This is a genomic window from Mucilaginibacter endophyticus (assembly GCF_003351025.1).
In the GTDB taxonomy this organism is placed as follows: Bacteria; Bacteroidota; Bacteroidia; order Sphingobacteriales; family Sphingobacteriaceae; genus Mucilaginibacter; species Mucilaginibacter endophyticus.
The window spans coordinates 136,202-148,903 of sequence record NZ_QPCG01000006.1; the positions used below are offsets into that span (position 1 = coordinate 136,202).

General features: G+C 42.2%; 12 protein-coding genes. 8 read left to right on the forward strand and 4 right to left on the reverse strand.

The genetic code is table 11. From position 1 onward, the window contains the following. Positions 1–231: 231 nt before the first annotated feature. Positions 232–822 carry a nucleotidyltransferase family protein gene (locus DUL71_RS23485; RefSeq protein ID WP_114940336.1) on the forward strand — a complete coding sequence of 197 codons (591 nt, stop codon included), beginning with the start codon at positions 232–234 and terminating at the stop codon, positions 820–822. Here the strand turns inward: DUL71_RS23485 and DUL71_RS23490 are convergent, their stop codons facing one another. After that, positions 823–1,266 (reverse strand): KTSC domain-containing protein, encoded by a 444-nt coding sequence (locus DUL71_RS23490; RefSeq protein WP_114940337.1) that lies wholly within the window; start codon positions 1,264–1,266, stop codon positions 823–825. It lies immediately after the preceding gene. A 274-nt stretch (positions 1,267–1,540) separates the two neighbouring features. Here DUL71_RS23490 and DUL71_RS23495 point away from each other — a divergent pair, with 274 nt between their 5' ends. From DUL71_RS23495 to DUL71_RS23505, 3 genes are all read left to right on the forward strand, one after another. Continuing rightward, positions 1,541–2,266, forward strand: coding sequence for an RluA family pseudouridine synthase (locus DUL71_RS23495; protein ID WP_112574132.1), 726 nt, complete (start codon positions 1,541–1,543; stop codon positions 2,264–2,266). Between the two features lie 56 nt (positions 2,267–2,322). Next, positions 2,323–3,801, forward strand: coding sequence for a hypothetical protein (locus DUL71_RS23500; RefSeq protein WP_114940338.1), 1,479 nt, complete (start codon positions 2,323–2,325; stop codon positions 3,799–3,801). A 335-nt stretch (positions 3,802–4,136) separates the two neighbouring features. After that, positions 4,137–5,147: a glutamine synthetase beta-grasp domain-containing protein gene (locus tag DUL71_RS23505; protein WP_110585013.1), complete on the forward strand. Its 1,011-nt coding sequence runs from the start codon at positions 4,137–4,139 to the stop codon at positions 5,145–5,147. Positions 5,148–5,408: 261 nt separating this feature from the next. Here the strand turns inward: DUL71_RS23505 and DUL71_RS23510 are convergent, their stop codons facing one another. From DUL71_RS23510 to DUL71_RS23520, 3 genes are all read right to left on the reverse strand, one after another. Beyond that, positions 5,409–6,380, reverse strand: coding sequence for a quinone oxidoreductase family protein (locus tag DUL71_RS23510; protein WP_114940339.1), 972 nt, complete (start codon positions 6,378–6,380; stop codon positions 5,409–5,411). A gap of 72 nt (positions 6,381–6,452) precedes the next feature. Next, positions 6,453–7,037: a Crp/Fnr family transcriptional regulator gene (locus DUL71_RS23515; RefSeq protein ID WP_114940340.1), complete on the reverse strand. Its 585-nt coding sequence runs from the start codon at positions 7,035–7,037 to the stop codon at positions 6,453–6,455. Between the two features lie 12 nt (positions 7,038–7,049). Continuing rightward, a complete protein-coding gene (locus DUL71_RS23520) occupies positions 7,050–7,466 on the reverse strand; it encodes a gamma-glutamylcyclotransferase family protein (RefSeq protein ID WP_114940341.1) in 417 nt (138 codons plus the stop codon). A 118-nt stretch (positions 7,467–7,584) separates the two neighbouring features. Between DUL71_RS23520 and DUL71_RS23525 the strand changes: the two genes are divergently transcribed. The 4 genes from DUL71_RS23525 to DUL71_RS23540 all read left to right on the forward strand — a co-directional run bounded on the left by DUL71_RS23525 (position 7,585) and on the right by DUL71_RS23540 (position 12,679). Further along, positions 7,585–8,943, forward strand: a complete 1,359-nt coding sequence (locus DUL71_RS23525; protein ID WP_114940342.1) for a glutamine synthetase family protein — start codon at positions 7,585–7,587, stop codon at positions 8,941–8,943. Between the two features lie 429 nt (positions 8,944–9,372). Beyond that, the gene (locus DUL71_RS23530; RefSeq protein ID WP_114940343.1) at positions 9,373–10,410 is read left to right on the forward strand and encodes a hypothetical protein; all 1,038 of its coding nucleotides are present in this window, start codon (positions 9,373–9,375) and stop codon (positions 10,408–10,410) included. Between the two features lie 52 nt (positions 10,411–10,462). Then, positions 10,463–11,332 (forward strand): HAD-IIA family hydrolase, encoded by an 870-nt coding sequence (locus DUL71_RS23535; protein WP_114940344.1) that lies wholly within the window; start codon positions 10,463–10,465, stop codon positions 11,330–11,332. A gap of 294 nt (positions 11,333–11,626) precedes the next feature. Beyond that, positions 11,627–12,679, forward strand: coding sequence for a UDP-glucose--hexose-1-phosphate uridylyltransferase (locus DUL71_RS23540; protein WP_114940345.1), 1,053 nt, complete (start codon positions 11,627–11,629; stop codon positions 12,677–12,679). Positions 12,680–12,702: the final 23 nt, after the last annotated feature.

The following is a 12,702-nucleotide window of genomic DNA, read 5'->3' on the forward strand; positions in this document are numbered from 1 at the left end:
TCATAAACCACAAAAAGTCAATTTGTTATAAATGAACAGATATAACTAAAACTTTAATTCAATCAATCCCGTATTAAGGCAAGCATCCGCCTAAAACAATTATAAAAAGGGAGTCCCCTGAACCCTGACACATAAGCAAAAAGGTTCGGAAGCTGTATGAATTGTAATGCACGATGAATAACCGGGCACTACAGCAATAGTTATACAATACCTAATGTTAACAGTTAAAAAATGACGGGGATTATTATTCTGGCAGCAGGCTCATCAAGCCGTTTTGGCTCACCTAAACAAAATTTCGTTTACCAGGGTAAAACCCTTTTGCAGCGGGCAATTCAAACCGCACTCACCTGTCTGCACTGCGAAAAAGTTATTGTTGTGCTGGGAGCCAATGAAGAACTGATCCGTTCAAATATAGATGACCAGGTTGTTTATGTTGCCTACAATCCGCGCTGGCAGGAAGGCATGGGTTCATCAATAAAAATTGGCGTACAGGAAATGCTGCGGCTTAAACCCGGTATAACTTCAATTATTTTGATGCTATGCGATCAGCCTTTTGTTGATTCATTCCTGATATCCCAGTTAGTTGAGAAAAAGGAAATTAATGATTGTGGCATCATCGCCAGCAGTTATCGCGATGCTTTGGGTGCACCGGCTCTATTCGATGCAAAGTATTTCCCCGATCTGATGAACCTACAAGGGCATGAGGGAGCAAAAAAAATCATCGAAACACACGCCGATGATGTTTTTGTCCTCCCCTTTCCGCTTGGTGCCATTGATATTGATACTGCCGAAGACCTGGAAAGGCTTAACCAGGCCGGTTAATTATGCAGAAGCTACCAGTTTATTTACGCTTCGGTATACAAACTCGTTGAAAATATGCCTGCGGGCAAATCGTCCCGGCGAATCGGCATTGATAAATTTAGTGTAAACCGCTTTAGGCACATCAAAATATTCGTATACGTTACCATCCCAAAAAGTAACTTTTAGTACCTGTTGTTTGTACTCAAAATCGGCAATGTTTGATAATGTTGTTGTAGCAGTATAATCGGCCAGGGTTTGGGCACGGGTTTCGGGAGCTATGCTTACTAAAAAGTGATAAGCTTCGATAATGGTTTTGCTCTTTTCTTCGGCTTCTATCCTGCTCTCATCCTGAAACCTGTCGGGGTGCCAGGTTTTCATCATGCTTTTATAAACCGTGCGTAGCTCGGTTAGCTCCGCATTTTCATTTACGTTCAGGAGTTTCCTGTAGTCGACAATTTTTTTCATTATTTATTCTATTTTTTTTATTGTCGATGAAGGGCTTACAGGTAAAACTGTCTTTAATACCGTCATGAAAATAACGGCGCAAAGGTACGCTTTTTTAACACCAAAAAATCACGAAGTTTTATTTATTAATAATGATGATATTATCTAAATATTGGCTAAAACTTTTATTAACAAAGCCATTAATTCCTTACAATCCCTGCTACTTTAATTAACATCACGAATGAGTAAAATAGAGTAACTGCTGTTTAAATTATAAACCGTATTTTTGCAGGCTATGAAGTTTCCGAAATTCGCCGACCTGATACTGTTTGAAAACGATGATATTATAGTTGTTAACAAACCTCCTTTTATAAGCTCGCTTGATGAACGCGGCGAAGGCAGCAGCGAGATCAGTATGCTGAGGCTGGCTAAGGCTTATTGGGACGATGCGCAGATTTGCCACCGCCTGGATAAGGAAACATCCGGTGCGCTTATTTTTGCTAAAAATCCTGAGGCTTACCGCTCGGTTTCTATGCAGTTTGAAAAACGCAAGGTTAAAAAAGTATATCATGCCGTTATTGACGGTACCCACACCTTCGACAACCTGCTTGTTGACCTACCTATATTAAACGTAGGCAAAGGCAGCGTTACCATCAGCCGGCAGGAAGGCAAACGTGCCGAAACCTGGTTTCAATCGTTAAAATATTATAAACATTATACCCTGGTTGAATGCCGCCCGGTAACAGGCCGTATGCACCAGATCAGGATTCACCTGGCTACACAAAGGGCCTCAATAGCCGGCGACGAAATGTATAAGGGCGAGCCTGTTTTTCTGTCAAAAATAAAACGCAAATACCATTTAGGTAAAGATCAGGAAGAACTGCCTATCATGAAACGCTTTGCCCTGCATGCCTATGAGGTAACGTTTCGCATCAATCCGGAAACTGAGGTTACCATTCATGCGCCCTACCCTAAAGATTTTGAAACACTTTTAAAGCTGCTTGATAAATTTGACCTCTAAAATTAAATAGTAGAAAGTGTTTGATATTTACCCACGCCAACGTATTTTTATGCCTAATGGCTTCTCTTGTTAAAAAGTTCTCTCTCTGTATTTTACTGGTGGCGTTTGTTGTAAGCAGTTCAGAAGCCTCATCATACATCTATCTCTCCGAAGACAGTCTGGTTAATTTTATTAAGATAAAAGACAGAAACTTACAGGACAAGAAAATAGTTGATTATATCAAACTCCGTTTTCAGCAAGGGCCGGAAAACACCATTCCGGAAGGTAAGACAGAAGTTTACGAAAAACTGGATAAATACCAGGTTGATGACCGAGAAGCTTTAAAATACTTTATCGAAAGTACCGTACAAAGGCGTTTATCCAAGCTCCCCGAAGCGGAAACGGCCATGGTTAAGGCCATTGACCAGGCGTCAAAAGCCAAAGCCGATTTCCTGATCTACTCCTTTATCAGTCACCTTGCTTTCATTCAAACAGACCGCGGCAACCCCATCGGAGCCATTTACAGCTACGGATTGGCCCAAAAGCAGGCGCTGAAACTTAACGAGCCGTTATTACAGGTATACCTCAATATTAATATATCCGACCTGTACTATAAGCTTAACCTGTATAGCCAATCGCTATACTACCTTAACCTGGCATTCCGGATCAAGGAAGAAAATAAGATTAAAGACGATAGGTTTTACACCATCATAAGCTATAACAAGGCCGAAAACTTTTTCAGAAGAAGAAACCTCGATTCGTTGCAGCAGTGCCACAATGAGTTAATGGGGCCTAATAACAAAAGCTACAAATTATTTACCTATCAAAACCGTACAGCCTACTATATATCTATCCTGAAACACCACTATGCCGAAGCTATAACGCAGATTAAAGAGCTTCAGGCCAATAAAAAGTACGTACACAACGACCTTGAGAAGCAAAACCTGGCCGATGCGTTTTACCTCAATGGTCAGGCCGATTCGGCAACTGCCATAGCCAACCAATTACTTGTCCTGCCCTATTCTGCCAATCACCCGGAAATAAAACATCACCTTTACGAATTACTTGGAAAAATAGCCCGTGACAGGGGCGATTATAAACTGGCAGCCGAAAATTTCGACCTCGCCTTAAAGCAATCAGAAGAAAGCCTTAATAATACTACACAGGTGGGCAACGCGTCGGCGCAGATAAAAATCGACAAAATTGAAAACACTTTTACAGATACTGCCGAAAAATATCGTCGCGAACGTTTGATTTTAATCCTCGTTAGTATCACCACCGTTTTTATGTTTGCTGTTATCGCGTTATTGTACCGCAGTGCCAGGCAAAAACGCCACTACGAGAAACTGCTGTACGATAACAAAAAAAATGAGCTTGCATTTATTAACTCGCACGAGGTACGCAAGCATTTGACCAATATATTAGGTCTTGTTGAACTAATGAGTGAAAGCAAGGATAAAAAGCAGGAGTTTTTACTGGTAGAAAAGCACCTTTACGATTCGGCTAATAAACTTGATGAGGCCATCAAGAACATCTCCGACAAACTAAGCGATTAAACTCAGGCGACAATAAAGTTTCCATAACTTAATCATCCGCAGCAAGTTAACCTGTTTAACAAATGCCCCGGCTGTACGGCTGTGCATTCAAATTTGCGTTATTGTCAAAAAACACCCTCAATTTATTTCTAAAAATATGAAATTGTTAAAAATGCAGTTTTGAGGTTTCTTTTTTACGTGTTTCCGGACATAATTAACATGTTATTGAAAAAAAATGTAAAATTTCTTAACATTTGTAATGATTTTTGTAAAAATAATTTAAATTCGCCTTAATAATTATTGAGATTAATACAAAAACTATAATTAGAACCCCAACTTTACAAATTAATTAAAAAATGGCAACAAAACTCGAGTACATTTGGCTTGATGGCTATAAACCAACACAAAGCCTGCGTAGCAAAACAAAAATCGTTAAAGAATTTAGCGGCAAAGTAGAAGATTTAGATAACTGGAGCTTTGATGGTTCTTCAACTGAGCAGGCACCAGGTGGTTCATCAGATTGTATCTTAAAGCCAGTTTTTGTTGTTCCTGATCCACAAAGAAAAAGCGCTTACTTAGTAATGTGCGAAGTATTAAGTGCTGACGGTAAACCACACGAATCAAACGGTCGTGCTACCATCGCTGATGATGATAACGATTTCTGGTTTGGTTTTGAGCAGGAGTACTTCCTGTGGGATCCATCAACCAGCAAACCACTTGGTTTCCCGGCTGCCGGCTACCCAGCTCCACAAGGCCCTTACTACTGTTCAGTAGGTGCTAAAAACGCTTTCGGTCGCGAAATCGTTGAAGAGCACTTAGACGCGTGTTTAGAAGCAGGCCTAAACGTTGAAGGTATCAACGCTGAGGTTGCTGCAGGTCAGTGGGAATTCCAGATCTTCGCTAAAGGCGCTAAAGAAGCTGGTGACCAGATCTGGGTTGCACGTTATTTATTAGAAAGAATTGGTGAAAAATACGGAGTTGCTATTAACTGGCATTGCAAACCGCTTGGTCAATTAGACTGGAACGGTTCTGGTATGCACGCTAACTTCTCAAATACTACTTTACGTACTGCAAACAGCAAAGAAATTTTCACAGCTATCTGCGAGTCTTTCCGTCCAGCTGTTGCTGAGTGTATCGCAGTTTACGGTGCTGACAACGATCAGCGTTTAACCGGTAAACACGAAACCGCTTCTATCCATGACTTTAGCTATGGTGTATCTGACCGTGGTGCTTCTATCCGTATCCCTCTTTACGCTGTAGATCACAACTGGAGTGGTTACCTGGAAGATCGTCGCCCTAACTCAGCTGCAGATCCATACAAAGTTGCAGCGGTTATCATCAAAACTGTAAAAACAGCGAAGCTTTAATGCCCTGAATAAAATAGTTATTTGTTTTATCCCCCGGTTTTAACAAACCGGGGGATTTTTTTTGCAGATTACTTAGAAGCTGTTTAAAATTGTTTTTTTGACCGGTAGATAAACTTCATTGCCGTTGGTTTTAACCAACGGTTTAATAGACAGCGATAAAATGGCTTCAGCCACAAACCGCTTATATAATTGGGCTAAAGCCGGGACTTTTTACCTTTTTTACCGTTGGTTAAAACCAACGGCAATGATTAAAACGGCTTCTTAAATTGTTACCACGAGGCGTTGCCCGCCAGATACGTCCTGCTCCCACAGTTTAGCAATATTCGCCAATTTCACCGCAATCGTATCTACTTTCAACTTACCTGCTGCGGCAAGCGCGAACATTTCCGGCAAAATCTCAGAAAACAGTTCGCCTACCTGTGCTTTTGACCAGGCACCAAGTCCCGACCCGGTTAATTGAAGATCAACACTCCTGAGGTTGGCAGCCGATAACTGTATAAGATCTCCCGACATGCCACCAACAGATACATACCTTATCTTATTGGTAAATGAGCCATCTCCTTTTATACAGCCCAGTATCATTTCGGCTGTATGCCCCCACAGGTAATCGACAATAATATCAATAGGTGTTTCTGAATGTATAGCGCTAATCCGACTTTTAAAACTTTCATCATCCTGTAGTACCTGAATTGTTTCATCAGCCCCAAGAGATAGTAATTCATTCAGTGACTGCTGGCTCCTACCTGTTGCGATCACCTTTTTAGCGCCATAGTGCTTTGCTATTTGCACGGCAACACGACCGGTAAACCCTGTAGCACCATTAATTAGCACTACATCGCCCGGCTTAATATCAGCTTTAAATTTAAGTCCCATAGCAGCGCCAATTACCGCGTTAGGCAGGGCTGCCGCTGTAATATCATCCAGTTCATCAGGCAATTTCACTATCCTGCTTTTGTGAATAGTTGCTTTTTCGGCAAGCATACCACTTACCCCTACGCCATAAACTCTTGTACCATCGTCCAGCACACAAACACCATCGCCGCCAATTACCTGGCCACTTGTAACGGGCGCGTCGCTCGAATAATGTTTGCCGGAAGCTCTTACTTTGTCAAAATGCTTAAGTGCTACCGCCTTTACGCTTACTAATGTTTCATCGTTATTTTGAACCGCCGGTTCAGGGAAATCTGTATATTGAGGAAGCCCTCCTGGTTGATACATTACTGCTGCTTTCATGTTATATTATTTTTTGATAACACAAAATTAGGCCGGCAGACACAGGAGAAACGATAACATATGTTATCAAGTTCAGAAATGCGGTTTACCTTTTGCAAGCTTACTTTTTATACGACTCAAATGCACTTTGCTTACTCCAAGATATGAGGCTATATAATGCTGGGGTACCCGCTGAACAATGTGTGGCCGCTCGCTCAAAAGTAGCTGATAGCGCTGCTCCGGTGTATCACGAATAATAGAAACAAACTCGTTGATGTAGTGCATCTGCCGTCGGGCTGTCATTTGCAATATCATCTGGGCAAAGTCGGGCTCATGGCTCAACTCATCCATTAAACGGAGAACGTGTTGCTTAGGCAGCAGATAAATAACCGAAGGCTCGATAGTTTCAATGGTGAATGTGCTTGGCACATTATTTATAAAACTATCGAAAGAGCTTAACCCTTCATTCTCAAAGAAAAACTGCACTGTTTTATCATCTCCGTTATTATTAAAAAAAGTGCGTACACAGCCTTTTTCAATAAAGATATAGTGCTGGGATATTTTACCTTCCTCAAGTAAAACAGTTTTAGCCGGGGCCTCTACCCGTTTTTGAAATGGCAGGTATTTGTCCCAGTAGGTATTTAACTTCGGAAACCTGTCTTTAAAATGGAAAAACATTTTGCTTAATAATTATTTAACGGCATTGTTTAAGTATAACATATAATCGCCGCCAATTATCTGTCGGTGTGTGCTTACAGGCAAATTGTAAATGTACATCCAGCAATTTTCGGCACCATTAACAGTTTGAATCTTAACCAGTTCTCTTGTGTACTCCTGCGGATGATCATAGGCCTCTCCTATCCCCTCGTAATCATCGATTACCTCTAATATCGTTTGCGGCTCATCCATAATAAAAATAGCGCCGTGGATAAAAAGAGCTTCTGCATTATCAATCACCGCGCCAGGGTATTCCCCAATATCATAAAGCCGACCGTTGACCTTACCTTTGTTAATAAATTTACAATGTTTATTCAGGTAATCTGCAAACTCATTACCCGGCTGCAGCAATGTGCCGTAAACAAATAAAAACCGATTTGTTATTTCCATATAAATAGCTCAAACAAAGGTAAAAGCAATTGCGTATTAAACGCGTAAAGGCTATTTTTTTATAGTTTAAGCCATAATAGCTATCTTGCCATACCTTAACCGGCCATACTTTTACACCATGAACGCAGAACAGATCAAAGCATATATTGAACAGAATAACATCCAGAAAATAAAATTCGCCTTTGCCGATATCGATGGCATTTTGCGGGGTAAGGTGATCCACCCTAAAAAGTTTATTGACGGGTTACAGAGCGGTTACGGATTTTGCGATGTTGTTTTTGGGTGGGACAGCAACGATGTTTGCTATGATAATGTACAGCTAACCGGCTGGCAAAGCGGCTACCCTGATAAGCTTTGCCGCATTGATCTTTCAACACTGCGCAATGTGCCCTGGCAGGATGATATTCCGTTTTTTTTAGCGGATTTCAGTAAACCTGATGGTGACGATCTGCCGGCATGCCCACGCAGTTTGCTCAAACACATCAAGAAGCAATGTAACGACATGGGTTACCACGCCGAGTTTGCACAGGAGTTTGAATGGTTTAATTTTAAAGAGACGCCGCAAACCCTTGCCGACAAAAAATTCACCAACATTGAACCACTTACACCGGGCATGTTTGGCTACTCAATACTACGCACGTCAGAAAACAGTGATTTTTACTACGACCTGTTTAACCTGCTTACCAAATTCAATATCCCGATAGAAGGTTTACATACCGAAACAGGTCCGGGGGTATACGAAGCAGCTATATTGCATGACGAGGTTTTAGCGGCCGCTGATAAGGCTACCCTATTTAAAACCGCCGTTAAAGAGATTGCCTATAAGCACGGCATTATGGCGTCGTTTATGGCTAAATGGACAGAAACCCTGCCAGGCTGCAGCGGTCACATCCATCAAAGCCTGTGGACCAGCGACCAGTCAAAAAACTTGTTTTACGATGCCAATGATGTAAACAAAATGAGCGATCTGCATAAGCATTACCTCGCAGGTCAGCTTTATTGCATGCCCCATTTATTGCCCATGTACGCGCCAACCATTAACAGCTACAAACGCCTTGTAGAAGGTGCCTGGGCCCCAACAACCATTACATGGGGCGTTGAAAACCGTACCACAGCCATCCGGATCATTAACACCACCGAAAACTATACCCGCCTGGAAACCCGCATCCCGGGATCGGATACCAACCCATACCTGGCTATGGCCGCGGCGCTGGCATCAGGCCTGTATGGTATTAAAAACAAGCTCGAATTAAATATTGAACCAACCGTAGGCAACGGCTACCAGGATAAACGCAATGGTGTACTTTGGCCTAACCTTCACGCGGCCGCAACAGCCATGCAAAACTCTGATATTGCCAAAGAACTCTTCGGCGAAGGCTTTGTTGACCACTTCACCCAAACCCGCCTATGGGAATACCGCCAGTTTGCCAAAAGCGTAACTGATTGGGAATTGAAGAGGTATTTTGAGATTATCTGACTTCTCTTCTTCACGTCATTGCCAGTAACCATCAGTTAAAACCTAAAAAAAGTGATGACTTGTAAATTATATTTTAGCTATGCTGCGCGGTGGGTAGCGTTAGGGATAGAAGCGTAAAGCCCACAGCGTGCGTTGGATTGCGTGTAGGCAAAGCGAGGACTTGCAGCGGATAGCCCGGGCCGCAGGCAACGCCCATATCTAAAAAACAATTAATCATCAATCACTTACAACCACTCCATAAGTAAAAAGAAACGACGACGCAATCCCTTAGTTATACATATCCGATCTGCAATGGCTACGAGATTGCCACGCTTCGCTCGCAATGACATTTTATTATCTACCCCCAACAAACAAATTATAATATATTTGTACCCTTAATTATAAACCGAATGCTGCCATTGGCGTAACTTTGCCGGCAGATATATACAAATGGACTATTCTTTTATTATCCGCAAGGCCTGGGAGGGGTATGACGCGTCAAAAACTATCCGCGATATTGAAGATATCAGCGCCATGGTTTCAACCAATCATGTATACCGTATTACGTTCGACGACGACGATATAATCATAGCCAAACTATCATATTTTGGCATATTTGAGCACTTTAAAGAAGATCACCGCATTATCCAAACACTGGCGATTAACCTGCTTTACCCGTTTGAGAATTTCCTGGCACGTTCTTTACAGAAAAATAACCGGGTATACATTTATCATCATAAACACGGTAAAACCGACGCCTGGGTGGTATTTTATAACCCTACCCGCATATTACAGCGTCTACCGCGCCGGTTGGAGGAAAATCATATCAAAAAGCTTGGTCAGCAAGTGGGTAAATTCCACAAGGCCTGTTCAAGGGTTAAAAATGTATTGCCTAAATCATCAAAAACTTTACGTACCGATATTTCGGCGTTATTACAGCAAATCGAGGTTGATCCTAAACAATTTGGTACGGGTATGCAGGCCGATTTCCTGAAATACCATTGCGAAACTTTCCTGAAAAACCGCTCTAAATACAACATGAGCTCGTTTGAGATCATCCCGGTATTTATTGATTGGAACATCGGCAATTTTTCGGTAACGCCAAACCTGGAACTTTACTCGCGCTGGGATTATGACTGGTTCAGGATGAGCTACCGTTTGCTTGATTTTTATTTCTTTAGCCGCGTAGTATCTGATATTGGCGACCGTACCGTGTTCAGTTATGTGATCAACACCATGATGGAAGACCGTTTTATCATGTTTTTAAAGGAATACCACAAGGTAAACCCGCTGACTGCAGATGAGATAAGGTTTTTAAAAGAAGCTTACCGCTTTTTTATCCTGAATTATGTAATTAAGGATGGCAAGCACTTTTTTAACGAACAATACGCCAAAAAACTGCAGGCCGAGGCATTTGATATCTACTTACCATCGGTAGACAGGGATTTTGATGCCGAAAAAATCATTGAGGCTTTAAAATTAAAATAGGTTAGCTATCTTTCGGGCTCATTTTATTGCAGAACCCTAAAAACAGACAAGCATGACCAGAATAGACAACTTTAAATCCATCATTGATAAATACGAAGTTGTTTTTTTTGATGCTTTTGGAGTTCTGAAAAATTATGGTGGCCTGCTTCCGGGTATTGAAAACACTTTTGCTTATTTACAAGAGCAAGGCAAGGAGTACTACATTGTAACCAACGATGCCTCAAGAAGCCCGGTGCAGCTGGCCGAATCCTATACAAAAAAAGGACTGATGGCCATAACTCCTGATAGGATAATCTCATCGGGTATGCTTACCAAAGAGTATCTTGACCTGAAGGTAAATGATGGCATTGTGGCTTACCTTGGCACGCCCGATTCTGCCCATTATATTGATAGCTCGGGTCTGCATACACTACCGATCGCCGAAGTGAATGAAAGCAATATCGACAGGGTTAACGCGCTGGTATTTTTAGATGATGAAGGCTTTGACTGGGGCCGCGATCTGAACAAATCGGTTAACCTGATGCGCAAACGCACCATTCCCGCTATTGTGGCCAATACCGATCAGGCCTATCCCTTAACCAAGCATGATGTATCTATAGCTATTGGCGGTTTGGCCAGCATGATTGAAAAAATTGTGGGCAAGGCCTTTATCCGTTTCGGTAAACCAGATTCACAGATGTTCATGTTTGCTTATGACCTGCTTCGTGAACGCCGCCCTATCAGCAAAAAAGATATTGTAATGGTTGGCGATACCCTGCAAACTGATATCCTGGGCGGTAATAAATTCGGGTTAGATACTGTATTGGTACTATCCGGAAATACCCAGGCCAAAGACGCCGAAAACCGCATTACCTCAACCGGTATTGTGCCCACCTACATCTGCGATTCGGCTGTGGTGGAGCTTGGTGGGTTTGGGTTTTAAGTTCTGTCAGCGTTGAATAATATTTGGTGTGGATGAGCTGTCATCCTGAGCCTGTCGAAGGACGCGCGCAGAGGCCAACCCCGCTATGCTTCGACAGGCTCAGCATGACACCCATTTCTAATCTCTCTCCCCACTTTTTCTACAAATCCTATCAATCTTTCTACTTTATCTATTTATTTCAAAAAAGCTATTTTAAATGTATGGTTTACATTTATTTTTACCAACTTTGAAATCGCTAAGGTATAACTGTCTACCTTACATGTATTAAGCCAATTATTACCTGATTTTAAACTAATGGACACTAATTTTGATCTGAAAGAGCATCCTCACAGTAGGTTAAACATTTTAACGGGCGACTGGATCCTGGTATCGCCGCATCGTACAAAACGCCCATGGCAAGGCAAAGTCGAAGCTACACAAACCGACGACCGGCCTCAGTATGATCCGGCCTGTTACCTGTGCCCCACAAACAAACGCGCCGATGGCAGCGAAAACCCCGATTATAAAGGCAGCTTTGTTTTCACCAATGATTATTCATCGCTTTTGCTGAATACCCCTGATGGTGGTTTAAATGAAGATGAACTATTGGTAGCAAACAGCCAGAAAGGTATTTGCCGGGTGATAAGCTTTTCGCCACGACATGACCTTACCCTGCCACAGATGACCACCAAGGAGATCAGCAAAGTGGTTGATGTATGGCAGTCGGAATTTGAAGACCTTGCCTCTTACCCATGGATCAAACATATCCAAATCTTTGAAAACAAAGGCGATATCATGGGTTGCAGTAACCCGCATCCGCACGGGCAAATCTGGGCGCAAAACAGTCTTCCGGTTGAAGTAGCAAAGGAAACTCAGCAACAAAAACTTCATTTTGAGCAAAAAGGCACCAGTTTGTTGGCCGATTACCTCGCACTTGAACTGAAAAAACAAGACCGTATCGTTTTTGAAAATGATCATTTTGCAGTGTTAGTGCCGTTTTGGGCGGTTTGGCCATACGAAACCATGATCATCAGCAAAAGGCATGTAACCAGCATTCTTTACTTTACAGAAGAAGAAAAACACGGCCTTGCCGATGCCATCAGGAGGCTGACCATCAGGTATGATAATATGTTCGAAACCTCATTCCCTTATTCGGCAGGTATGCACCAATCGCCAGTTAACTCTGGTGAGCATCCTTACTGGCACTGGCATATGCACTTTTATCCGCCTTTGCTACGTTCGGCTACGGTTAAAAAATTTATGGTAGGCTATGAAATGCTGGCAAACCCGCAGCGCGATATTACCGCCGAATTTGCTGCCGAAAAGCTACGTGGTTTAAGTGAGGTACATTATAAAGAAAGGGGATAATGAAAAAACGCTATTTTTAAACC